We start from the raw sequence: 24588 nt of genomic DNA on the forward strand, positions 1-24588 counted from the left end.
ATTTAGAATTTAACATTTAGGTTGAAACCGTAAGTTCTGGTTGATGGTAAACTGTTACCTTCAATACCTGCGTAACTTAAAATCGGAGAGAAACCTGCTTCTGGGTCGATGTTGTCGGTATATTTCAAGAATGTAAATAAGTTTCTACAAACTAATGATACTTCAACTGCCTTGATTGGTGTGTTGCCAAATAACTTAGGATTGATTGTGTATCCTAAAGTCACTTGTCTTAACTTAATGAAACTTCCGTCCATTACGTTCAACGCTGAAATTCTTCTTGCTAAGTTTTGGTAGTAAGTTTGAGCTGGTACATTAACAGTATTAGCAGCACCGTCAGCCGTTACACCTTCTGCCACAACGCCAGTCTCACGACCTGCCAATGTGATTTGGTTCAAACCTCTGAAAATGGTGTAATAGTTAGTCGCAGAAAGCACTTTGTTACCAAAACGATAATCAATCAAGAATGAGAAATTGAAGTTTTTGTAAGTAAACTCATTGTTGAAACCACCATAAAATTTAGGTAAAACTGACCCCATTGGTGTACGTTCTGCTGCTTGTACAGGAATACCCGAAGCATCCACTACGATTTTACCGTTGTTATAAACGTAATCATAAGCCATGATTTGTGGGCCAGGTAAGCCTTTAATCAATGCAGTATTTGCGTTTAATGGACGGTAAGTTCCTAAACCTAATTGTTGTTGTTCTGAACCTGAACCGTTGATTTCAACAATTTTGTTGCTGATAAACGTAAAGTTCAATGAAGTTGACCATTTCAATTTTCCAGTAGATACAGGGATTGCCGTAATTAAAGCCTCTAAACCAGAATTCTGAGTAGAACCTGTTCCGATTTGTTGGTTGCTAAATCCAGTTGATTCCGACAATGAACCATTGATGATTTCATTGTTTGTTTTACGGTTAAAATACGCAAGGTCTAAGCCTAATCTATTTTTGTAAAACTTCAATTCAGTACCAATTTCAAATTCTGAAAGCGTATATGGTTTCAAGAATAAGTTTGGTAATGTGCTACTGAATGAACCCGTAGTTGTACCTTGAATGGCAGAACCTACACTATAATATTGTGAAGTACTGTAAGGACTTGCAGGCTCACCACTTACTACGGCATAAGATGCTCTTAATTTTCCGTAGCTCAATTTTGAAGAATTAGCCAATTCCGTGAAGTCATAACTTAATGATACTGAAGGCGTGAAAATACCGTAGTTGTTTACTGGTAAAGTTGAGAAAGCATCATAACGACCAGTTGTTGATAAAATTAACTGATTTTTGTAGTTGAAATCAACTGAATAATACGCAGAGTTTGTTTGCTTTTCGTTGTAGTCGTAAGAACGGTTGAATGAAAGCACGTTTAATGGACTGTAAAAGAATGGAATCACGAATGGTCCACCACCAATTGCCATTCTATCGTATTTGTTTTTACGAATTGCCACGCCACCAAGTACATCAACACTAATATCTTTTACTAAGTTGAAATTACCGCCAATGATTGCGTCTGCGTTAAGTTCAGAAGTTGAAGCCGTAGAAAGTTCATCAAATCCACCTTTCTGACCATTTGAGTAAGCCGTTCCTGTTGGCGTAATTTTGAAAATTCCGTCATTCAATTGGTCATAACCTAAACGAATTTGTGAGTAAATGTTTTTCGTAAAGTCATATTTCGCCGTGATTGCAGAAATCATGCGTTTACGTTTTACATCATTTTTGTAACGATTTACCACAAACCAAGGATTCGTTACATAAATATCATCGTTGTATTGGGTTTCGTTACCGTTTTCAGTTGTTGCATCAAAACCTGGATTCAACACATTTTGGTCGAGATTGGTTGCCAAGAAGTTAATGTTATTGGCGTTCATTGGGCCATCACTCAACTGTGGTTTGTTGGCGTTCAATTCATCAACATAGTTGAACATTAAATCAACTTTCAATTTATCCCCAAATTTCTGAGAACCTGTGAAGTTGAAAGTTTTGCGGTCAAGTCCGCTATTACGAAGAATAGAATTGTTACTCAAATTGGCAATTGATAAACGGAATGCCCCATTGTCGTTTCCGTTTGAAATTGAGATTGAGTTTGTCAAAGAAGAACCGCTTCTGTAAAAGTTTTTGATATTGTCTTTTACCGCTGAGTAAGCATAACTTTTACCGTCAAATTGAATCGTTGAAGCACCGTCTAATTTCTCACCCCAACTCAACATACCACTGTTCAATGCACTTGTTGTGTTGGTTGGTCTTTTTCCGTTCAAACCTTGTCCATAAACGTATTGGTAATCTGTAAAATTGATAGCTTGGTCAGTTACTGCATTTAGGTTATAGTCGATTGACATTTTACCTTTTTTACCTGACTTTGTAGTAATCAAAATTACACCGTTTGCTGCTCTTGCTCCATAAAGTGCCGAAGCCGAAGCACCTTTCAAAACCGACATACTTTCGATATCATCAGGGTTAAGGTTAGAGATACCGTCGCCGTTATCAGCACCACCCCATTCGCCAGCACTACCTCTTTGGGTATTATCAATTGGTACACCGTTCATTACGATTAATGGAGAACTTGCCGTAAAACTCGCCATACCTCTCAATAAGATTCTTGCTGAAGAACCAGAACCTCCGTTTGTACCCGAGATATTTAAACCTGCCACTCTACCAGCCATCGAATAAGCAACGTTGGTTTCTCTGGCTTTGGTCATTTGGTCACCACCAACCGTAGTTACCGCATAACCAACTTTACGAGCTTCTTTTGAAATACCTAATGCTGTTACAACTACTTCATTTAACGCTCCATTTTCAGGAGACAAAGCAACATTAATCACACTAAGACTGCCAACTGTTACTTTTTTTACCCCAAAACCTACATAGCTAAAACTAAGAATATCTCCTGCTTTTGCGTCGATAGAATACTCTCCTTTGTCGTTAGAAACAGTTCCTTTGGTTGTTCCTTGCAAGGCAACATTTACCCCGTAAAGTGGTGCTCCAGCTTCGTCTGATATTTTTCCTTTTATGCTCATTTTTTGGGCAAACCCTTGAAGCGAGCAAATAGCAAAAATGAAGCAGTAGCAAAACATTTGTAGCGTTTTCTTCATAATTTGTGTTTTAGTTTAAATTAGATTAAATAGTTTAATATTAACTGAAAATAAAATTATGTTTGAGCGAATAATTTTTTATTAATATTTGATTAACAATGCGGTAACTCATCTTAATGACGTTATAATAATAGAGTCTAAAACACAAAAAACGCCTTTCTGGACTATCAGAAAGGCGTTTTTTGTGGAAATGCTAAAATAATTTAAGTTCGATTTTATAAATCTAAAAACTCTCTATATTGAATGGTATATTCTTCAGAATAAAGTCTTTGGTAGTCTTTTGCGAATTTTTCATAAGAACTTTTGGCTAAAGAATGTTTCCCTAAATGAATTAATGACTTGCATTTTAGTGACATTGCTTTTTCATCAACCGAGTCAAATTTGAAAATATTATCGGCAATTTCTACAATTTTTTCAGCGTCATTCTCAACCGTAAGTTGTTCGGTATAAGCCAAAAGTGCATCAATAATTTTGTTGGAAATTTCGCCTTTAAAATCATCTAACCATTCATATTCAAGGTTGGATAAAAATGAACCTTGATTGATAATAGCTAATAATTTTTTGATTTGAAGATTACTCAAAACCTTTTTTGAATGAGTCAGATTTTGGATTTCGTAATAGTCAATATTGATTTGAGATGGCTCAAAAATGATTTTCCAATTGCCAGAATCTTTATTGATTTGAATGCCCAATAATTGCTCAAATATGGATTTCAATTTTGTAATATTAACAGAACGGTTATTTCTGGCACTATTTGTTGACTTGTCGTACCAAAATATTTCATTCAATTTTGAAGATTCGATGCCTTTGTTCCAACGAATTGAATTCAATAAAATGAACAAAAACATCTCTTTCAACAATGGCGAAAATTGATTGGTTAAATCTATATCTTGGTTATTGATAACTTTGAATGTCCCAAATAACGATATTTTTGCGGTATTGCTACCACTTTTCTCTTCTTTAATAGTCTCTCCTAAAAGGGAAACAAGAGGGCTTTCAACGCTTATTAATGGCTGTGTTTTCTCTTCTTTAGGTGTGAAAATAACTTCTTTTTTCGCTGATTTATTCCTCTTAAAATACCAAAGTCCTACGGCTAAGCTAAGGATAATCAATAAGCCATAAAGCCAAAATTTAAGATTGTTCTCTCCAAAACTACTGCTTGTTTGGGCATATACGGTAAGATTCGTCGGAGGGAAATTGAGTGAATAAATACTTATTTCGGTTGAGTCAACGGGTGTTCTATCGAAGAAACTTGTCACACAAAATAACTTCCCATTTTCTTTGTCATAATACAAATCCGCAAAACTGGACACGTCCATGAATTTATAGGGAATCTCTTTAGAAATTCTTTGGAACTGTGGTTTTGTAAGAGAACCTTCTATTAATTGTAAACTTGATTTTAACTTTAACTGATTGTAAATCAGTCCATAAAATGTTTTTTTATCGTCATTAATAATCATTGACGAAGCAACCACGAAAGAAGAATCAGGAAGAGGAAGTTGGTAAACTTTTTTGGTGGTGTTGGTTTGCCAATCAATTTCAAATAAGTCATAATAATTTTGTGGACTCAAGCCTTGGTCGCCAGATTTTGAGCCAAAACCCCCAAAAATAAAGGATTTTGTTGCTCCTTGATGTCCCAATCCAAACATATAACGTGGTTGGATAATGTCACCTTTTAGGGCAATATCCGACCATTTTTGGGTATTGAAAGAGAATTTTTGAACTCTATTTTTATACTTGAACTGCCCATATCCACCAATGAAAGCCAATGCGGTGTCATTTGGGTAAATGTATTTATTATGATGCCAGTATTCGGTTAAATTAAATTGCTCATTGGGCGAAATATCCCAAGTGTTTTGGGCTTCATTATAATGGAAAATTTTCTGTTCGTTCAGCCTAACATTGATTAACTTATTTTGATTTTTAAGAAAAATGCTATTATCGCTAAAAGTAAATTTTGGGTATTTTGTTGCAAAATCTTTAGCAGAAAAAGCGTCATTAAATGTATTGAAAAAGTACGTGCGGAGGTCGCTATTGATGATTATTCGGTGTGATTTTTCATCAAAAGCAAAGCTTGAATTACCTTTAAATTTGATTTTTTTCAAAAGTTTCCATTCGTAATGGTCTTTTAATAACCACTGAGGATTTTTGGCAACTGCTTGATTTTGAGCGATAATGTCTAATGATGAGTTCCCGAAAACTTCTTTTAGTGTCCAATGGTGAATGATTTCTTCGTCTGATTTTAGAATAATATTCCTCAAAAACATGGGTAAAGCATCGCTTGTCAAAAACTTCGGATTTGAACATTCTCCTGCATAAATTTTAAAGCATTTGTTAAACCTAAAAGGTAATGTTCCTTTGCCAAAAAGTTGATTATTGCAGTAGAATTGAAGCTGATTATCTTGAATGAAAATCCTAAAATGATTCCATTTAGCATATAAGGCAAGGGAGTCAAGTTGCCTACCGATTTTGATGTCTTGCCCAGTGGAAACAATTCTAAAATGTTGCTGTTTACCTTTTGAGTCTGACTGGAAAAGTAAATCAATATTTCTATTGTCGTCGTCAATAATTCTAAAAACGTAACCAAAATAGGAGCTTACTTTGGGTTTGAATTTTAAGTCAAATTCTAAAGCGGTGTTTTGTTTGGGACAAAAACTACGTTCTTTTCCTAAAATGAGTGATGTTCGCTTGTCAATGGCGACTTCATGCCCCAAAAATTCCAATCCATATTCTTGTCCAACCGCTACCTGATTTACCACCAGACCAACAAAGAATATATAAAGAAATTTAGATTTAAAGAGGCTCTTCCACATATTATCAATTGTAATGTATTAATGGGTTTGTTGATTGGGTAAATGCTAATCAGTTACTGAAAATTAGTTTTGATTTATTGCTTGATACAATAAGCTCACTTTCAATAAATTAATGGTGTTCATTTGAAATGAATAAGTCAAACCATAATTGCTTGATGTCTTATTAATCAAATATTAATTTTTTATTTATCGACCTTTATAAATTTGACGCTTGTAGCTTTTATACAAAGCTATTTTTTAACGAGTCAAAATGCAAATTCTAACAATGATTTAGTGCTAATTGTGCATCATTTAAGGCTCTTATCGTATAATGATTGTTTAAACTTTAACGAACATGAAAAAAATCTGTATTATATTACTGTTGGTATTTTCCATTTCAGCTTTTTCCCAAAATTCCATTCATCAAACATCTTCTCAATATCAATATCAATATCCTACTGATTCCGCAGTGAAGCAGAAATTGGAAAATTGGAGAAATCTAAAATTTGGAATGATTATCCATTGGGGTTTATACGCCGTGCCAGGAATTATTGAATCGTGGCAAATTTGTAATGAAGATTGGATTACCAGAGATTCTACCAGTAAATATGACGACTACAAAAAATGGTATTGGGGCTTAAATAGTCAGTTCAATCCTACCAAATTTGACCCTGAATCTTGGGCGAAATCTGCCAAAAGTGCGGGCATGAAATACGTTGTTTTTACCACAAAACACCACGACGGTTTTGCGATGTTCAATACCCAATTTTCTGATTTTAGCATTAGTAAAGGACCTTTTGCCACTAATCCAAAAGCGGATGTTGCCAAATACGTTTTTGATGCTTTCAGAAAAGAAAATTTTATGATTGGTGCGTATTATTCAAAACCAGATTGGCATTCGCAATTTTTTTGGTGGGATAGATACGCTACTCCCGATAGAAATGCTAATTATGATATTCGTAAATTTCCTTGGCGTTGGAATAAATTTAAGGAATTTACCCGTAACCAAATTAATGAATTAACGACCAATTACGGCAGTATTGATATTTTATGGCTTGATGGTGGCTGGGTGCGTCCACTCGAAACGGTCAATGACGAAGTGCGTTCGTGGGGGGCAAGAATTCCAGAATTTAATCAAGAAATTGATATGCCTGCTACCGCAAAAATGGCTCGTACAAATCAGAAAGGACTCTTGATTGTGGATAGAACGGTGCATGGCGAATTTGAAAATTATCGTACACCAGAGCAAAGTATTCCAAAAACAATGTCGGATACGCCTTGGGAAAGTTGTATTACACTCGGGGATGCGTGGGGATATGTGCCAAATGATAATTTTAAGACGGCAAATAAAGTCATTCACTCTTTAATTGAAGTGGTGGCAAAAGGCGGAAGTTTATTGCTTGGCGTTGGACCAACTGCCGAAGGAACGCTTTTGCCCGTGCAGATAGAACGCCTAAAACAAATTGGGGATTGGTTAAATACCAACGGAGAAGCTATTTATAATACCAGAGCTATCCAAGAATTTCATGATAAAGAGGTGTTTTTTACGAAAGGACAAAACGCAACGCATTATGCACTCGTGAGAATTCCCGAAGGACAATCTCCCGAAAGTATTATTTCATGGACGGGAAACCTGCCAAAAGCGGGTAGCAAAGTAACTTTATTGGGCGAAATTGTGAATTTGAAATGGGAAATAAAAGACAATGCCGTACAAGTCGCTTTACCCAAAAAAATGCTTGAAAAATATAAATCATCACCCGCTTTAGCCTTTAAATTTGAGCAATGAAATATTCTAAATATTCCTTCACATTCTTGTTCCTCATCGTTTACACGAGTGGATTTTCTCAGTACAAATTAGTTAGAAATGGATTTATTAATGAAAATGCGGAGGAAAAAGCCTGTCACGCCTCAACAATTGTTGAATTGTCAAAATCTCGATTAATGACAGCGTGGTTTGCGGGAGAATATGAGAGTAATCCCAAAGTCTGTATTTGGGTTTCCACTTTCGAAAAAAATGTTTGGAAAAAGCCCCAAAAAGTAGCTGACGGCATTTTTGAAGGAAAACAATATGCTTGTTGGAATCCTGTACTTCTCAAAAATAAACAGGGGAAATTATTTCTATTTTATAAAGTAGGTATAAATCCCAGAGAATGGTGGGGCATGATGAAAACCTCATTGAATGATGGCAAAACATGGTCGAAACCAGAAAAATTGCCCAATGATATGCTTGGACCAATCAGAAATAAATCTATTCAGTTGAGTTCTGGAGAAATTTTGCATCCATCAAGTACCGAAAGTGTAAAGGGAGAAATTTGGAAATCTCACCTCGAAATCTCAGATTCAAATGTCAAAAATTGGCAAAAAATTGATATTGATTGTGGCGAATATGGCGTAATTCAACCCAGTATTTTGGTGCATAAAGGAGAAATTTTGCAAATGCTTTTACGAAGTAAACAGAACAGAATCATTCAGTCTTGGTCGATTGATAAAGGAAAAACTTGGGGAAGATTAACACCCACTAATTTACCAAATCCCAACTCGGGCATTGATGCCGTAACGCTCAAAGATGGTTCATTTATCTTGATTTATAATCCGCTATTGGCTGGAAAAGAATGGTCGAATGGAAGAAATATTTTGAAAGTAGCTCATTCTAAAGACGGCATCAATTGGACGGATATTTACGAACTTGAAAACGAAAAACAAGGAGAATTTAGTTATCCAGCCGTCATTCAAACAAGTGATGGTCTAATTCATATTACTTACACTTTTGACCGTAAAAAAATCAAACACGTTGTTTTAAAAGCTAAATAAAATACACTGTTTAATAAGTGTTGATTAGGGAACTTCTCGAAAGTTTTAAAACTTTCGAGAAGTTAGTCAAAGTCAAATATGATACGTTAATTTTACAATTTCCTTAAACAGTTTACTAATCTTACGACTATGTTAAAATTGAATATTTCTTTCAAATATTATTCATTCCTAATCGCTTTCGTATTTTCAATAAATTCGATAGCACAGGTCAAAAAAACAATTGCTCCAGCTCCCGTTTATCCAATTCCCACCGCCAAACAATTAGCTTGGCATGAGATGGAAATGAACGCTTTTATTCATTTCACAACCAATACTTTTACTGATAAAGAGTGGGGTTACGGCGATGAAAGCAATTCGGTTTTTAACCCGACCAACGTTGATGCAAACCAATGGGCAAGTAATTTGAAAAATGCGGGTTTCAAAATGATGATTTTAACTACTAAACATCATGACGGTTTTTGTCTTTGGCCAAGTAAATTCACAGAACATTCTATCAAAAATAGTCCTTACAAAAACGGCAAAGGCGATATTGTCAAAGAAACCAGTGACGCTGCCCAAAAAGCAGGGTTGAAGTTTGGCGTTTATTTATCGCCTTGGGACAGAAACAGAGCTGATTACGGAAAACCTTCTTACGTTGATTATTACAGAAATCAATTAAAAGAACTATTTACGCAATACGGAAAAGTAACAGAAATGTGGTTTGACGGAGCTAATGGAGGAGACGGTTTTTATGGAGGAGCAAACGAAAAACGTAAAATTGATGGAAAAACATTTTATCAATGGTCAGAAACCTTGAAACTGATTCGTAGTATTCAGCCCAATGTAGTATTTTTTAGTGATGCGGGTCCAGATATTCGTTGGGTAGGAAACGAACAAGGAAAAGCTGGTAGAACCAATTGGAATAATATCACAACGGATACCCTTTATGCAGGAAAAGGAGGTATTGAAGAATTATTAAATACAGGTTCTGCCGAAGGTAAAAACTGGGTTCCTGCTGAAGTCGATGTTTCTATCAGACCAAGTTGGTTTTATCATGCTAAAGAAGATAGTTTAGTGAAAACTCCCGAAAAACTCTTTGAAATTTATTTGAGTTCAGTAGGTCGTGGTTCAAATTTATTATTGAATGTTCCGCCTGATAGAACGGGACAATTTCACGCAAACGACGTAAAAGCTTTGCAAGGTTTTAGTGCTTTAATGAAAAAAGAATTGGGTGAAAATTTAGCGGTAAAAGCAGTCGTAAAAGCAAATTCGTACCGTACTGGTTTTACTCCAAATGCTTTAACAGATGGGAATAAAGGCACTTATTGGGCAACGAATGACGATGTTAAAACGGCAAGATTAGAAGTTAATTTGGGGTCACAAAAAACGGTAAAGTACGTTTTATTACAAGAATATATCCAATTAGGGCAACGTATAAAAACCTTTAGTATTGATGTCTGGAAAGATGGAAAATGGCAAACTGTTGCCAACGAAACCACTATTGGTTACAAACGAATTGTGAAAATATCACCAGAAAAAACGGATAAAATTCGTGTAAATATTTTAGATTCAAGAGCTTGTCCTGTACTTTCAAATGTTGAAGTTTTTTAGTTTTACTTTGGCACTCTTGAAAAAAGCCGTAGGCTTGACTCATCTTGTAGCCCCGAAATTTATTTCGGGGTGAAAATGACAAAAAAATCATTGTGTTTTGTTGGAACGGTTTTATATAAACAAATCTTTAATTAAATTTTCGTTATTTCCCCGAAATAAATTTCGGGGCTACAAAATCTCCCGAGCCTACGGCTCTTTTACAAAAGGAGGGTATTTGTAAAGTTAATAAGTCATTAAGTTGTAGGTCGTAACGGGAAATGTTATTTCAAAATCCCAATAATGTTCTTACTCCTTATCACTTACAACTTTTCGAATGCCCTCTTTCGTTCATTTATTTTCAAACTCAAACTTCTACACTTTTACGCTCCAGTGAGTTTTCCTTCTCTTCTGATTATTTTTTGAAAAATTGTCATAAATTTACACCGAATAACTAACCACAAAAATATTAATGTTAAGCCGAGTTAAGAAGTGGCTCAAGAGTTTTGAAAAATACCTTTTTTATTACCACGACGGTTTTTTTGAACTTCCTTATTTATCAAATTCTCCTGACGTAATGGTTGAGAGTTTGAAGAAAATGCCCGTTACCAAATACAATCCTTTAGAACAATCTATTCATTCCAATAATCCTTTTACGAAGGGAGAAATGCGGTATCGTGAGATTGAAAAAGGCTTTTGGGTACTTGCTACTCAAATTGAGTTTAAAGTAAATGTACATACCAGAGCCATTTATGACGAAGGTGGTTCTGATTATTATTTCTTAGCATTTTCACTTTACCGTTGTGACATTCCTTTGGTAAATATGCACGTCAATAAAATTGCGATGCCCAATAAAAGTTGGGCAATTTATAAACCTGGTAGTGAAATTGACGCTTATCATTACAAAGGAACAGAAGGGCTTTTCTTGAATTTTGTGTTTAATCATACTTGGTTAAACCAAAATTTATTTGGGGGAAAAGGGACAGAAACGGAATTGCAAAATTTTCTAAATCTTCATGCTGGACATATCACCTGGGACGATGTCGTACCTGATGCAGAAGCTACGGCTCAAAAAATCTGGAAAAACCTTCTCAATGATAGCGAAGAAAGATTTAATACACTTTCTTTAAAAATACAGACACTTGACCTTATTTCTGCTTTTTTTACCAATATCAATAAAGAAAAAGTTTTAGAACAGATTTTTCCACAAAACGAAGCCGACCGTGTAGCTTTAGTAAAAGTTGAGAAAATATTGATGGATAATTTGACCGAAGGTTTTATAGGTATTGAAGCCATCGCCAAGCAAATAAATATGTCAGAATCTAAATTAAAGGTCGTTTTTAAAGGAGTTTATGGACAATCCATTTATCAGTATTTCAAGGAAAAACAAATGGTTTTAGCCTTACAACTTCTCAAAAATGCAGACGTTCAAATTAAAAATATTGCCTCATCTTTAGGATATGAAAATCCTGGAAAATTTACGGCTGCATTCAAAAAATACCATAATATTTTACCTTCCGAAGTCGTGAAATAACTATCTATTTCACGCTCTAAAAATGTCTTAATGGATTATTGATTTATCGTTTTGGATTAGCTACGAGAAAATTTCATGCCCTACCTTTGTGCATTCTTTAAAGCTTGTATTCCAACCGCCCACGAGCATATCAACTATATCCAAACTTTAAGAAAATGCGAGATAATCATTATTTCTTGTTACCCAACAAACATCGAAAATTTGAGCAAATACTTTATTCAGATATATTGTATCTGCAAAGTAATAGTAATTATACTTTAATTCATTTACAGGATGGTTCAGTCAAAATTTCTACAAAAACCTTACTCTTTCATATCAACAATTCTCTAAATGAAAATTTTATTCGAATTCACCGAACATTTTGTGTAAATAAAAATTATGTTCAAAACTTTAATGTTACCGAAAATACAGACTTTTTACAGATTAGAGGCGGAATACAATTAGCCCTTTCTCGAAGGAAAAGAAGAGAAATATTACAGAAAAAATCGCTTGAGCTTTCAAATAAAAATCAAATAATTGAAGAAATAAATTGACATTAATTGTCGTTTTTTACAACATATTGACCTAACACCCACATAATGGTAAGAGTCTATAAATATCTGTGCAGAATTTGATAGACCCCAATAGCATTCAGAAATGAGTGCTATTGGCATTTATTTACTAATGCCGTTTAATAGAATGATGATTTTGTCTTAATTTTGAAAACTAATTAAATACAAAATCATGTCATTAGAAAATTTCTTAGAAAAGCTAAGTCACAGTTCAGAAAGTATTGACTTCGCAGCAGTAATTGCACTTATTGATGCCAATTACGATTTTACGCCAACTGCTTTCCAAAACGGAGAAACCCGCAATGAAGCAGGACAAAATTCGGGTTCTTGCAAATTATTCTCTTTTGCTCAATTACAAAACCTCTCTCAAGTACAGACTTTAGCTTGCTTTGGTGCATTTTATAACGTTGATGTTTTAGAGAACCCAACAGGAGATAATCACCAAAATATTCGCAATTTTATAAAATTCGGATGGGAAGGAATTAAATTTGAAGGAAATGCTCTTTCTTTGAAAGCATAAAAATATTGGAAAAGCTCGTTGTTACCCCCAATTATGGTGATAATGAGCTTTAACTTTGATAGAAATTAAAAAAAGTTTAAAATATTTTTTTCGATAAATAATTGATTATCAACGTGATTAAGAATATTAATTTTTTTTTAAATATTTAGACTTGCATAATTAATAGAGAAGCTGTAATTTTGCACCACGTTAAAAGAAACGGAAATAAGAAATGGTTTCATAGCTCAGTTGGTTCAGAGCACCTGCCTTACAAGCAGGGGGTCCAAGGTTCGAATCCTTGTGGGACCACCATTTTAATAAGTAAATCGGTTTCATAGCTCAGTTGGTTCAGAGCACCTGCCTTACAAGCAGGGGGTCCAAGGTTCGAATCCTTGTGGGACCACCACTTTAAGTCCTCATTAAGCAATTTTTGAGGACTTTTTTGTTTTAAATCCAATCTCAATACTATGATAAATAAAGTAATTTCGGGAGCAGACGAAGCAGTCGCTGATATTAAAGATGGTTCAATAATCATGATGGGCGGTTTTGGCTTATCAGGAATACCCGAAAATTGTATTGCTGCTTTACTTCGTACAGGTGTGAAAAGTTTGACTTGTATTTCAAATAATGCAGGAGTTGATGATTTTGGTATTGGCTTGCTTTTACAAACTCGTCAGGTGAAAAAAATGATTTCATCCTATGTAGGTGAAAATCAGGAATTTGAGCGTCAATTATTGGCAGGAGAATTGGAAGTTGATTTAATACCACAAGGTACATTGGCAGAACGTATGCGAGCAGGTGGAGCAGGTATTCCTGCATTTTTTACCCCTGCGGGAGTAGGGACGGAAGTAGCGGAAGGAAAAGAAATGCGAGAATTTGATGGCAAAATGTATTTGATGGAACGTTGGTTAAAAGCTGATTTTGCCATTGTTAAAGCATGGAAAGGCGATACCGCTGGAAATTTGATTTATCGTGGAACAGCCCAAAATTTTAATCCAATGGCAGCCGCAGCAGGAAAAATTACGATTGCCGAAGTGGAAGAATTAGTACCCGTTGGAACGCTCGACCCTGCTCAAATTCATACCCCAGGAATTTACGTTCAAAGAATTTTTCAAGGAAAAGATTACGAAAAAAGAATTGAGAAAAGAACGGTTAATGGGTAATATGGTTATGAGTTAATGAGAGTATATGGGTAAGGAAGTTGAGTATTTATAAGGAATGGGTGAAAAGTGAAATTGACTTGCATTTAATTTTTTAAAAGTATATTTTTTGTTACCAAATAAAAATCCTTTACGACTAAGTGGTTGTAAAGGATTTTTTTATGAATAATACTGCAATGTACATTTCGATTTGAAAAGCTACATTATAAAATCCGCAACGCCCTCAACGTCTTATCTCTAATAAACTTATGTCAAATCTTATAGCCCATAGAGACGCACTGCTCACAGTGGATTCTAAACGAAATATTGCCTTATTCATCGACCGTATCATCATGTTGAAAGGCGAAGGAAATTATACGCTTTTTCACTTGCGTGATGGCAAGGCTAAAATGTTTGCTCATTGTATTAATACTTATGAGGAAATTTTGCAAGCGAGAGGTTTCTTGCGTGTTCACAAATCATTTATGATCAATCCACGCTATGTGATTGATTATAATATAGATGAATCTCAATTGATGTTAGAAAATAACCTCACGGCTATGGTTTCTCGGAGAAGAAAAGGGGTTTTGAAGGAAGTGTAATTTAAATACGGAACTAAAGGGTTTGTCAGAAGACAAACGATAGACCACAAATAGAACTGATTTTACTTTATCTGTGGTTTTTTAGAGTTTCGTTTAAATATGTGGTCGTAGGTATGAATTATAAGGTTATAGGTATTAGTTATGCGGTTAATTAATGCTTGAAAGTAACCTTAAACCCCATACCTACGACCTCATAATTCATACCTATTACTCGCTTTTATCAATCGTTTTTTAATTGCTTTTACAAAACTCTCTGGACTCAAAACCTTCATTACTTCGCCAAAGCCCAAAATCTCCTTTTCTAATTCGTAATTGTGTTGCACCTTTATTTCGATGATGATACCTTCTTCATTTCTTTCAATGATCTTTTGTGAATGATGCAAAGGTTTGGTTTCTACGTAAGGAGCGTGTTTGGCGATGACAAAAATCTTTACATTCATCGGGCGTAAATTACTTACGGTTACACCAATGACATTTTTGTAGTATTCTTCAGGAATAAGGTCTTGATTTTCAGCATATTTTACATCGTCCGACAAACTAACGTCTACCATTCTATCCAATGCTAAACTGGATATTGAACCATTTTCTTTACGAACTCCTACCGCAAACCAACGGTTTTTAAATTCCTTCAACCACCAAACATGAAAAAAAAATACGTTTGGTTCTTGTGCTTTAAAGGATTGGTAGGTCATCTTTATAGCTTTTTTCTGAACCACCGACTGATACAAAATATCTAAATACGAAAGTCCTTTCAAATTATCATTTTTCTCAAAATCAATCACAGAATTCTTCTTTTTCCCTACCGAATATACATGGTCTTCCAATTTTTGAACGACTTCATTCAATTGTTCAAAGTGCGAAAATCCTTTGAATTGTTTTAGCATTTCAACGGCTTCGTTCATCCGAGAGAGGTCAATGTCTGAAATGGGAATGTTAGTAATACTATAATTTGGGTCTTCATAAGTATAATATTTTTTTTCCAGAACCACGATTGGAGCAAAATAACCCAATTTATCACTCCGCATCATCTGGATATCATTTTGGATTGTTCGCTTGCTGATGGTTTCGATGCCTTCATATTCATAGAGTGTATTCGAAACTTTTTCAATTAAATCTTCCAAAGTCCAGTTTCTGAATCGGTTTTTCAGACAAGCATCAATGGTTTTGTAGCGAATGAGGGCGTTGCGGTTGGCTGGCATGGTTTGTTGGATTTTAGGCACACAGATTACGCTGATGCAAGCAACGCAGATTTAAAAGGATTTTATAAATATCTGAATTATTTTTTATCTACGCAAATAGATTGCGTAGTGGTTTTTTAGCTTTGTATTATCAAATGTAGATATTATACTAAATTTACAATATGACCATTTGCGATAATTTAAAACTAAAAACAAAAGAATATGGATAAACTATACGTAAACCTTCAAAACTGCTATGGAATCAAAAAAATGCAAGCCACCTTTAATTTTGAAAATTGCAGAGCGGCTATAATTTATGCTCAAAATGGAGCTATGAAAACATCTTTTGCAGAAGTTTTTTGTGATATTATTAAAGGAAGGCAATCAGAAGATAGAATATTTAAAAATCGTATTTCAACATATGAAGTAAAGTATGATGGGGAGCAGAACTTACATGCAAACCAAATTTTGGTCATAAAACCTTATATTGAAAAATATAAATCTGATGAAAAACAGACAACCTTATTAGTCAATGATGTTCTTAAAGAAAAATATGAAGCTATCGTAAAAAGTCTTGATGATAAGAAAAATGAACTTTTAAAAGAATTATCAAATTTAAGTGGTTTGAAAAAAGATGTTGAGAGTGAATTTATAAAGTCATTTATGGGGAATGGAATGAATTTTTATAACATTTTAGAAAATCTTGAAAATACTATTTTTGATAGTACCGACCCTTTATTCTCAAACATCTTATATTCGGAAATTTTTAATACAGAAGTTTTAAAATTTTTAGGAACAAAAGATTTTAAAATTAAGATAAAAGAGTACATAGAAGTCTATAATGATTTGATTTCGAAATGTACATATTTTAAGACAGGGGTCTTCAATCATTATAATGCGGAAGAGATTATCAAAAGTTTAAAGGGAAATAGTTTTTTCCCAGCGGGTCATACAGTTTTTCTAAATAGCAATAAATTCGATTCACAGGAAAATACAAAAAAGGAGATAACATCAGAAAAAGAATTGATTCAAATATTTGATGATGAGAAAAATCAAGTATTAAACAATGTAGAATTAAAGGGAAAATTTGATGCCATCGACAATGCAATTAAAAATAAGCAGTTACGAGATTTTCGCACATATTTAGAGAACAATAAAGATATTATTCCCGAATTAGAAAAGTTAGGAGAGTTTAATAAAAAACTTTGGATTTCGTATCTTAAAAAAGAAAAGGTTCTATTTGAAGAATTGCTAAAACTGTATAAAGATGGTAAAGAAGAAATTGCAAAAATAGCGGAGGTTGCCAGAAATGAAGTTACAACTTGGGAAAGGGTTGTTAAAATTTTTAATGATAGATTTATTGTACCTTTTGAGCTTATTGTAGAAAATCAAGTAGATGTAATTCTTCATAGTGCTTCCCCTAAAATTATTTATAAATATACTGATGAATATACAGGTGAGGATACTAAAATAGGTGAAGATGAACTTCTTTTATGTTTGAGTTTGGGTGAAAAAAGAGCTCGATACTTGTTGAACGTAATTTTTGAAATCGAAGTGAAAAAAAATACTGAGGACAAAACTCTTTTAATAATTGATGATATAGCTGATTCATTCGATTATAAAAATAAGTATGCTATTATTGAGTATTTAAAAGAGAATTTTGACACAGGTCTATTCAATATGATTATATTAACTCATAATTTTGATTTTCATAGAACTGTATCAGCAAGGTTAAATATTTACAAATGCAATGTTTTGAATTCCAGAAAAGAGAATGGAGAAATAACACTGAAGAAAGAAATATATCAAAAGAATCCTTTTGAGTACTGGAAAAATCAATTTCATCAAAATGATGAAATAATGATAGCTGGTATTGCTTTCGTTAGAAACATAATACAATATACAATTGGAGTCAATGATAATTTGTATATCAAATTGAGTTCATTATTACACATAAAAAAAAATTCAGAGACTATCACGGTTCAAGATTTAGAAGATGTATTTAATTTGGTTTTGAGACAAGAAAGGGTTTTTCAAAACAAATCAAAACCTGTTTTGGAGTTAATTTTGGAATTGTCGGATAGCCTTTCAATTAATTTGGTTGAAGAATTAAATTTGGAGAAAAAAATAGTTCTTTCTATTGGAATCAGATTAATTGCCGAGAAATATATGATTGGACAAATAAATGATGACTCTTTTATCGAAAATATTGCAAAGAAAAAGAATCCAACGAGAGAACTATATGATAGAATAAAATTGGATGATTCTGTTCCAACGCAAAACATTCAGACTTTAGAAAAAGTAAATCTAATGACACCTGAAAATATACACTTAAATTCTTTTATGTACGAACCTATTTTAGATTTATCAGATAGTCATTTGAAAAAATTGTACTTAGCAGTTAAAGCTCTTTGTTAATTACATTTGAATTTAAGAAAATTATAAAAACACACTATGTAAACATATTACATAGTGTGTTTTAGTTTGTACTATCAACATTTAAGAAAATGAACATAATCTTCAAAACCATCGTAGGTAGTCAAGCCTATGGAACAAATACTGTTGGGTCGGATACCGACTTTAAGGGTGTGTATGTGCAAGAGACTCGTGAGTTGGTGAGTTTTGGTTATAAAGAACAAATTGAGGTCAGCAAAGATGAATGTTATTATGAAGTTCGGCGGTTTTTGCAATTGCTTCAATCGGCAAATCCTACGATGTTGGAATTGCTTTTTATACCCCAAGATTGTATTATCGAAAAACATCCAGCCTTTGATTTAATTCTAAAACATCGTGATAAATTCTTGACCAAGAAGTGTTTACATTCTTTTGGTGGTTATGCCGTTGCCCAAATCAAAAAGGCGAAAGGTTTGGATAAAAAGATGAATTGGGAAAAAGAAAGGATGGTGCGGAAATCGTTGATGGATTTTTGTTTTGTCTATCAAAATGGTAAAACTTTGCCTTTAGAAACCTTTTTATTTGACAATAATTTAGATGAAAAACGCTGTGGATTAGTCAATTTAGCCCATTTTAAGGATTGTTATGCTTTATATTATGACGTTTCAAAACAATTGGGTTATCGTGGAATTATGGCTGAAAATGGCGATAACATCAGATTGAGTTCCATACCGAAAGGAGAGAAGGATTTAACGATTTTGTATTTTAACAAGGAAGGATATTCAAGTCATTGCAAGGATTTTGTGCAATATACCGATTGGCTGAAAAATCGAAATACGCAACGGTATGTGGATATTGAGAATCACGGACAACAAATTGATGGTAAAAATCTTTTGCATTGTCAGCGGTTGTTGGACATGGCTTTGGAAATTGCCGAGCAAAAAACCATCATCGTCAGGCGACCAAATGCGACAGATTTATTGAAAATTCGGAGAGGAGAAATTGATTTGGAACGCTTCATGGAAAAAGCCGAATCGGATATTTTGAGACTAAATTCCTATTTTGAAAAAAGCGATTTGCCTGATGATGTGGATAAGGATTTTGTGAATGAGTTGTTGTTACAAGTAAGGTATGCCGTTACGGATGTTTAGTTAGCCACTAAGGCACAAAGGCTCTAAGAGTTTTTAATTAGTGATATTGAAAATTGAGGAAAACTTAGTGTCCTTGTGGCTCTGTGGCCACTAAAAATCAAATTAAACTTTGTGTCTTAGTGCCTTTGTGGCAAGATAAATCAAAAGAAAAATGAAAAAACTATTAATACTACGTGGATTACCCGCAAGCGGAAAGTCCACTTTTGCCAAAAATTTATTAACTGAAAATCCGCACGTTTGGAAACGACTGAATAAAGACGAATTGCGTGCAATGTTGGATAATTCGGTACATAGTAATCCTAACGAAAAATTTGTGGAGCGTGTCCGTGATTTTATGCTCGTGGAGGCTTTGAAAGAAGGAAAACACGTTGTGATTGACGATACTAATTTGTCGGATAGACCAATTGAACGGATTACGCAAGTCGTTCAAAAATACATGAAAGATTCGGGTGATGTGGTGAAAATTGAGATGAAAAGCTTTGATACGTCGTTGGAAGAATGTCTGGAACGTGACGAAAAACGAGAGAAAAAAGTGGGTCGAGACGTGATTATGCGAATGTATAAACAACACATTTTGAAAGACGAACGTGGTCCACATTATCAAGAACAAGACGATACTTTACCATCCGCTATTTTGTGTGATATAGATGGAACATTAGCCATTATTCACGACCGAAGTCCATTTGATACTAAACGTTGCGAGACTGATTTATTGAATATTCCTGTGGCAGAAATCGTGAAAACATACCATGAAAAAGGCGTTAAAATAATCTTGATGTCGGGGCGAGAAGATAGTGCGAGAAGTCAGACGATGAATTGGTTGTCGTACAATAAAATTCCGTATAATGCCTTGTATATGCGTACTGCGGGCGATAATCGGAAAGATGCTATCGTAAAAAAAGAATTGTACGAAAAACACGTCAAAGGACAGTTTTACGTACAATTCGTATTAGATGACCGAAATCAAGTAGTTGATTTGTGGCGTTTGGATTTGGGATTATTATGTCTGCAAGTTAATTATGGAGACTTTTAGCGTAACACAGACTTTAGTCTGTTTATTCTACGTATAGACTTTAGTCTGTTTATTCTATGTACAGACTTTAGTCTGTTTATTCTACGTATAGACTTTAGTCTGTTTATTCTATGTACAGATTTTAGTCTGTGTTACGTTATTCAGATAATTGAAAACTAATTGGTAATGTATATCTTACCGCTACTGGTCTGCCTGATTGTTTTCCTGGTGACCAACGAGGCATCAATTTTACCACTCTCTGGGCTTCTTCATCACAACCAAAACCGATTCCTTTTAGTATGTCAACTCTGGTAATGCTTCCATCTTGCCCGACTACAAACTGCATATAAACTTTTCCTCCCACATTGGCATTTACGGCAGGAGTTGGATAGCGAAGATTTTTCTGTAAAAATTTAGTTAAAGCATCCATGCCACCCATAAATTCGGGATTTTGCTCTACGGCTGTAAATATTTGATTGCTTTCTTCAGTTTTAACTGCCACAGGCATTTCGGGCTGAGAACCTTTGCTTGCGTCTGGGTCTTCTGTTGGTATTGGTTCATCAACGCCAACAATATTTTGCGTTCCAATATTTGTTGCTTCGCTCAAAACATCTTGGTCGGGCGGTAATTCTGTTGCTTTTGAGTCATCCACAATTTCAGGCTCAGTAAATCTTATCTGACTTTTTACTTGTGGCTCTGGCTCAACGGGTGGAGGAGGCGTTACGGGTTCGATGGGTTTTACTTCTTCTATTGGAGGTTTTTCCATATTTAATACATCGGCAATAACTACCGTTTTTGAATCTCTATCCACTTTTGCCCAAAGCATTGGCGTAAGAATTGCCAAGCAAAATATACCAATGCCAATGATTAAGGCTTTTTTTATAACGTTTTGATAATCAGCTCGTAATATGTACGCTCCGTAGTTTTTGTTACGATTTTGGAAGACTATATCCTCCAATGTTTCGAAATGTTCTTGGTGATTTTCCATGATTGATTATTATTTGAAGTTTAACTATTTTTTTAGTTGATTTGATTTTTAAAAAAGCCTATTGACGGGCAGTACAACAAACTATTTTCTTAGTTGATTGAGGGTTTTAAAATCCCCACTTGATTGGGTGGGGGAGCTAATTTGTTTGAACTAAGATTAAGGGGATTAAATGATTTTAGGGTTATGAGCAAATACGTTTAATCTTAAAATCATTTAATCTTATCAATCTTAGTTCAGATACTTTATTTCTTTTTAGTAGTAATAACAACTACACCGTTTTTGGCTTTTTCTCCATAACGCATTATGGCTTTTTCACCTTTAAATACTTCCATTTTTTCAATGGTTTTTGCATCAATATTTTTTATCATAAAATCACTCATTTCCTTTCCATCAACCATATAAATTGGTGATGGGCAATCTTTACAAGGTTTAATAGTTGGATTTCCACTATTTATAATTGTTTCATCGCTAATGGTAGTAGATGCTTTATTTTCTTTTTTCTCCAAGGCAAAATTAATTGGTATCGTAAAGCGACTTCTTACATTTTTGCCACTTTGTTTACCTGCTTCCCATTTAGGAATTGAACGCAAAACTCTCAAGGCTTCATTATCTAAACTTTCATTGCCAGTAGATTTCAAAACTTCAAAATTTTCGCCAGAACCATCTGTATTGATAACAAATTGAATATAGATTTTTCCTTCAATATTGGCTTTTTGGGCGGCTTCTGGGTACTTTAAATTATCCTGTAAATATTTAGCAAAGGCACTCATTCCTCCAGGAAATTCAGCCTGTTGCTCAACTGCGGTGAAGATAGTGGTTGTATCTTTATGATAAGCTCTTACTTCATCAACCAAAGCAGGGCTGATAATCAATGCTTTAGACAAGTCAATGCCTTCTTCTGCTAAAACCTCTCTTGCTGATTTGGTAACGGTAACTTCTTCTAAATGTGTATCGGTAACATCTTCAATTTTTGTCTCAATTTGCTTTAATTCTTTGCTCGCCAAGGTTGCCGATGACACCACAATCATCAATATAAAAAGTGGAGCGATAAGTCCGTATTTCATCAAAGCGGTTTGGGTTGAACGTTCTTTTTGTAGCATTTTTATTCTGAGTTTTAACAGGGAAGAATTAAAGAAATTATTGGTTAACGGAATTGCCTGTACGCCAAATTGTTCTTGGAATAAAAGCATGGCATAATCAGCTTTTGAGGCTTCGTTACGGCTTGCTACTTCGTCGGCAATGAATTCGTGAATGTGTTTGATTGAACTTTTGTAGAGATACACAACGGGGTTAAACCAGTTGAAAATCGCAATTAATTCAAACAACATCACATCAGCAGAATGTAACTGACGGATATGCACAAACTCGTGTTTCATGATGGTAGAACGTTGTTTTAATTCTTTACTTACAAACAACATATTGAAAAATGAAAAGGCTTGTTTTGAATCTTTTTGAGCCGTTTTTTGCTTCATCATTTTGCCGAGATAAGCCAAGTTTCCACTAAATCGAGCAATGCCAACAAGGATTCCGATAATGTAAAATATTGCCATAAAATCGCCAAAAGTAAGCGAATGAGCCTGTTTTTTGACGGCAACATAAAATACTTGTGGGTCGTAAAGTACATCAATCGTTTGCGAAACTTGTTCAGTAACGAACCAACTACGTACCCAGTCCGACTGCATTAAGGGTATGAAAAAAGCCAACGCTGCCGATGCCACCAAGTAACCACGATTGAGGTTGAAAAAAGTTTCAGAACGCAACAAAAGGCGATAAAAACCATAGAATAAAATCAAATATAAATTCACTTGGAGGAGGTAATTGAGCCAGTTCATATTTTATTTGTGATTTATAGAATGAGTGAATTATTGAGTGATTTATAGAGTTAGTGATTGAGTGAATATTTTCAATGCTAATTTTTAGAAAAAATAGTCAAAAATGAATTCAAAGTATAACAAACTCCTTTTCAATACCTAATACCTAATACTTTTTTATCTTCCTCTGTCATAGCAACAATGGCGTAGTGTTTATTATTAGTGATAACCATTTCGTCTAATAAATCCACCATATTGCGGTATTTTGCTTTGTCAGTTGACTTTATCACAACGGTGAAAGCATCGCCAATTTTTCGTTTATAGTCAAATAAAACTTCACGAATCCCTTTATCTGAAAAATCGGTCGTTGTTACTGTTGGGTTACATTCTGTTCCTTGATAATAATGTATTTTGTTGTCGGCATCAATCACGACATTTAATGATTCAGAACAACGAACAGGAGAATGTAAACTATCATCACTTTTATCAGGCATATTCAATTGCATAACCACAGGTTTCATTAGCGAAGTCGTTAGCATAAAGAACGTTATTAATAAAAAGCCTAAATCTACCATCGGTGTCATGTCGATTTTAGTAGATAATTTGTGGCTACGTTTTTTGCCTTTTGAGGCTTGGTCGGATGCAGATATTTCAGCCATGTTTTTAGTTTATTTGTGAATTATGATTGAGTGAATTGTGATTTTAGACTGCGATTTTTACTCACGAATTTCTTAATCACAACCTGCAAATAGAATCGGTGTAGAACCAATTTAGTGTTTGATTTTGTACTCAGTTGTTTTTATTAATGTGTGAACTAAAGACAATTATAGATTGATTTTCCCTGTTTTATTTAATAGATGCAGAGGGCTTTATTTTTCCATAAATTGGTGTTACTTTTCTTCCTCTTTCATTTTATTAATCATTGACAAAATCTCGTCGGCATCTTTTACATCGATTTTTCCTTTTTTAGAGAAAAATGAGAAAAGACTTGAAAATGAATTCTCAAAATAGCCTTCTACCAATTTTTCGGTAGCATAAGAACTGTAATTTTCTTTGCTGACAATCGGGAAATATTCATGCGATTTTCCGTAAGCATTATGACTGACAAATCCTTTTTCTTGTAAAATCCTGATAATGGTTGAAACCGTGTTATAAGCTGGTTTTGGTTCTGGTAATTCGTCTAAAACGTCTTTTACAAAACCTTTTTCTATTTGCCAAAGAACTTGCATAATTTGCTCTTCGGCTTTAGTTAGTTCTCTTTCTGGTTGCATGGTTTTATACTTTTATATATTGATTTGATACCTTATTATTAATTCTGAAACAAACATATAACTAATATTTTAGTTTACAAACTATTTGTTTAGTTTTTTGAAATATTTTTATAAAAAGCATAAAAAAAGCGGTTTTTAAACCGCTTTTTCCTTTAAATAGATTTTCAAAAGTTATCTCACAATTACAATTTCTCTGTTTTCTA

The 24588-nt window shown here is 34.1% G+C and carries 18 protein-coding genes and 2 tRNA genes; 13 read left to right on the forward strand and 7 right to left on the reverse strand.

Annotated elements, in window-relative coordinates; all coding sequences use genetic code 11:
• Positions 1 to 2: 2 nt before the first annotated feature.
• Entirely contained in the window at positions 3 to 3086 is a 3084-nt protein-coding gene (locus VB796_RS14835) for a SusC/RagA family TonB-linked outer membrane protein (RefSeq protein WP_323347343.1), read from the reverse strand.
• 215 nt (positions 3087 to 3301) lie between these two features.
• Positions 3302 to 5899: a hypothetical protein gene (locus VB796_RS14840; protein WP_323347344.1), complete on the reverse strand. Its 2598-nt coding sequence runs from the start codon at positions 5897 to 5899 to the stop codon at positions 3302 to 3304.
• Between the two features lie 334 nt (positions 5900 to 6233).
• Between VB796_RS14840 and VB796_RS14845 the strand changes: the two genes are divergently transcribed.
• The 10 genes from VB796_RS14845 (at position 6234) to VB796_RS14890 (ending at position 14580) form a co-directional block, all read left to right on the forward strand.
• Entirely contained in the window at positions 6234 to 7664 is a 1431-nt protein-coding gene (locus VB796_RS14845; RefSeq protein ID WP_323347345.1) for an alpha-L-fucosidase, read from the forward strand.
• On the forward strand, positions 7661 to 8689 hold the full coding sequence (locus VB796_RS14850; RefSeq protein WP_323347346.1) for a sialidase family protein: 1029 nt from the start codon (positions 7661 to 7663) through the stop codon (positions 8687 to 8689). The genes VB796_RS14845 and VB796_RS14850 overlap by 4 nt, the downstream gene beginning before the upstream one ends.
• A gap of 129 nt (positions 8690 to 8818) precedes the next feature.
• Positions 8819 to 10279 (forward strand): alpha-L-fucosidase, encoded by a 1461-nt coding sequence (locus VB796_RS14855; RefSeq protein ID WP_416233526.1) that lies wholly within the window; start codon positions 8819 to 8821, stop codon positions 10277 to 10279.
• 448 nt (positions 10280 to 10727) lie between these two features.
• Positions 10728 to 11789: an AraC family transcriptional regulator gene (locus tag VB796_RS14860; protein ID WP_323347348.1), complete on the forward strand. Its 1062-nt coding sequence runs from the start codon at positions 10728 to 10730 to the stop codon at positions 11787 to 11789.
• A gap of 155 nt (positions 11790 to 11944) precedes the next feature.
• Positions 11945 to 12322 (forward strand): LytTR family DNA-binding domain-containing protein, encoded by a 378-nt coding sequence (locus tag VB796_RS14865; protein ID WP_323347349.1) that lies wholly within the window; start codon positions 11945 to 11947, stop codon positions 12320 to 12322.
• Positions 12323 to 12512: 190 nt separating this feature from the next.
• The gene (locus VB796_RS14870; protein WP_323347350.1) at positions 12513 to 12860 is read left to right on the forward strand and encodes a HopJ type III effector protein; all 348 of its coding nucleotides are present in this window, start codon (positions 12513 to 12515) and stop codon (positions 12858 to 12860) included.
• Positions 12861 to 13073: 213 nt separating this feature from the next.
• Positions 13074 to 13151, forward strand: a tRNA-Val gene (locus VB796_RS14875).
• 16 nt (positions 13152 to 13167) lie between these two features.
• Positions 13168 to 13245, forward strand: a tRNA-Val gene (locus tag VB796_RS14880).
• A 61-nt stretch (positions 13246 to 13306) separates the two neighbouring features.
• The gene (locus VB796_RS14885; RefSeq protein ID WP_323347351.1) at positions 13307 to 14002 is read left to right on the forward strand and encodes a CoA transferase subunit A; all 696 of its coding nucleotides are present in this window, start codon (positions 13307 to 13309) and stop codon (positions 14000 to 14002) included.
• Between the two features lie 245 nt (positions 14003 to 14247).
• Complete coding sequence (locus VB796_RS14890) at positions 14248 to 14580, forward strand: LytTR family DNA-binding domain-containing protein (RefSeq protein WP_323347352.1); 333 nt, start codon at positions 14248 to 14250, stop codon at positions 14578 to 14580.
• Positions 14581 to 14771: 191 nt separating this feature from the next.
• On the opposite strand, the gene VB796_RS14895 is transcribed toward VB796_RS14890, so the two are convergent.
• Positions 14772 to 15779 carry a WYL domain-containing protein gene (locus VB796_RS14895; RefSeq protein ID WP_323347353.1) on the reverse strand — a complete coding sequence of 336 codons (1008 nt, stop codon included), beginning with the start codon at positions 15777 to 15779 and terminating at the stop codon, positions 14772 to 14774.
• A gap of 201 nt (positions 15780 to 15980) precedes the next feature.
• Between VB796_RS14895 and VB796_RS14900 the strand changes: the two genes are divergently transcribed.
• The 3 genes from VB796_RS14900 (at position 15981) to VB796_RS14910 (ending at position 20336) form a co-directional block, all read left to right on the forward strand.
• Positions 15981 to 18176 (forward strand): hypothetical protein, encoded by a 2196-nt coding sequence (locus VB796_RS14900; RefSeq protein ID WP_323347354.1) that lies wholly within the window; start codon positions 15981 to 15983, stop codon positions 18174 to 18176.
• A gap of 89 nt (positions 18177 to 18265) precedes the next feature.
• Positions 18266 to 19303, forward strand: coding sequence for a DNA polymerase beta superfamily protein (locus VB796_RS14905; RefSeq protein ID WP_323347355.1), 1038 nt, complete (start codon positions 18266 to 18268; stop codon positions 19301 to 19303).
• A gap of 151 nt (positions 19304 to 19454) precedes the next feature.
• Positions 19455 to 20336: an AAA family ATPase gene (locus tag VB796_RS14910; protein ID WP_323347356.1), complete on the forward strand. Its 882-nt coding sequence runs from the start codon at positions 19455 to 19457 to the stop codon at positions 20334 to 20336.
• Between the two features lie 136 nt (positions 20337 to 20472).
• Here the strand turns inward: VB796_RS14910 and VB796_RS14915 are convergent, their stop codons facing one another.
• From VB796_RS14915 to VB796_RS14930, 4 genes are all read right to left on the reverse strand, one after another.
• On the reverse strand, positions 20473 to 21303 hold the full coding sequence (locus VB796_RS14915; RefSeq protein WP_323347357.1) for an energy transducer TonB: 831 nt from the start codon (positions 21301 to 21303) through the stop codon (positions 20473 to 20475).
• Between the two features lie 242 nt (positions 21304 to 21545).
• Positions 21546 to 23135, reverse strand: a complete 1590-nt coding sequence (locus VB796_RS14920) for a TonB family protein (protein ID WP_323347358.1) — start codon at positions 23133 to 23135, stop codon at positions 21546 to 21548.
• Between the two features lie 131 nt (positions 23136 to 23266).
• Positions 23267 to 23773 (reverse strand): biopolymer transporter ExbD, encoded by a 507-nt coding sequence (locus tag VB796_RS14925; RefSeq protein ID WP_323347359.1) that lies wholly within the window; start codon positions 23771 to 23773, stop codon positions 23267 to 23269.
• Between the two features lie 231 nt (positions 23774 to 24004).
• A complete protein-coding gene (locus VB796_RS14930; protein WP_323347360.1) occupies positions 24005 to 24385 on the reverse strand; it encodes a BlaI/MecI/CopY family transcriptional regulator in 381 nt (126 codons plus the stop codon).
• Positions 24386 to 24588: the final 203 nt, after the last annotated feature.

The organism is Arcicella sp. LKC2W, assembly GCF_034931005.1.
GTDB lineage: Bacteria > Bacteroidota > Bacteroidia > Cytophagales > Spirosomataceae > Arcicella.

What these genes read in the sequence shown, in the direction of transcription:
- VB796_RS14835 (WP_323347343.1), bottom strand. Translation starts at nt 3,086, where the DNA reads ATGAAGAAAACGCTACAAATGTTTTGCTACTGCTTCATTTTTGCTATT.
- VB796_RS14840 (WP_323347344.1), bottom strand. Translation starts at nt 5,899, where the DNA reads ATGTGGAAGAGCCTCTTTAAATCTAAATTTCTTTATATATTCTTTGTT.
- VB796_RS14845 (WP_323347345.1), top strand. Translation starts at nt 6,234, where the DNA reads ATGAAAAAAATCTGTATTATATTACTGTTGGTATTTTCCATTTCAGCT.
- VB796_RS14850 (WP_323347346.1), top strand. Translation starts at nt 7,661, where the DNA reads ATGAAATATTCTAAATATTCCTTCACATTCTTGTTCCTCATCGTTTAC.
- VB796_RS14855 (WP_416233526.1), top strand. Translation starts at nt 8,819, where the DNA reads ATGTTAAAATTGAATATTTCTTTCAAATATTATTCATTCCTAATCGCT.
- VB796_RS14860 (WP_323347348.1), top strand. Translation starts at nt 10,728, where the DNA reads ATGTTAAGCCGAGTTAAGAAGTGGCTCAAGAGTTTTGAAAAATACCTT.
- VB796_RS14865 (WP_323347349.1), top strand. Translation starts at nt 11,945, where the DNA reads ATGCGAGATAATCATTATTTCTTGTTACCCAACAAACATCGAAAATTT.
- VB796_RS14870 (WP_323347350.1), top strand. Translation starts at nt 12,513, where the DNA reads ATGTCATTAGAAAATTTCTTAGAAAAGCTAAGTCACAGTTCAGAAAGT.
- VB796_RS14885 (WP_323347351.1), top strand. Translation starts at nt 13,307, where the DNA reads ATGATAAATAAAGTAATTTCGGGAGCAGACGAAGCAGTCGCTGATATT.
- VB796_RS14890 (WP_323347352.1), top strand. Translation starts at nt 14,248, where the DNA reads ATGTCAAATCTTATAGCCCATAGAGACGCACTGCTCACAGTGGATTCT.
- VB796_RS14895 (WP_323347353.1), bottom strand. Translation starts at nt 15,779, where the DNA reads ATGCCAGCCAACCGCAACGCCCTCATTCGCTACAAAACCATTGATGCT.
- VB796_RS14900 (WP_323347354.1), top strand. Translation starts at nt 15,981, where the DNA reads ATGGATAAACTATACGTAAACCTTCAAAACTGCTATGGAATCAAAAAA.
- VB796_RS14905 (WP_323347355.1), top strand. Translation starts at nt 18,266, where the DNA reads ATGAACATAATCTTCAAAACCATCGTAGGTAGTCAAGCCTATGGAACA.
- VB796_RS14910 (WP_323347356.1), top strand. Translation starts at nt 19,455, where the DNA reads ATGAAAAAACTATTAATACTACGTGGATTACCCGCAAGCGGAAAGTCC.
- VB796_RS14915 (WP_323347357.1), bottom strand. Translation starts at nt 21,303, where the DNA reads ATGGAAAATCACCAAGAACATTTCGAAACATTGGAGGATATAGTCTTC.
- VB796_RS14920 (WP_323347358.1), bottom strand. Translation starts at nt 23,135, where the DNA reads ATGAACTGGCTCAATTACCTCCTCCAAGTGAATTTATATTTGATTTTA.
- VB796_RS14925 (WP_323347359.1), bottom strand. Translation starts at nt 23,773, where the DNA reads ATGGCTGAAATATCTGCATCCGACCAAGCCTCAAAAGGCAAAAAACGT.
- VB796_RS14930 (WP_323347360.1), bottom strand. Translation starts at nt 24,385, where the DNA reads ATGCAACCAGAAAGAGAACTAACTAAAGCCGAAGAGCAAATTATGCAA.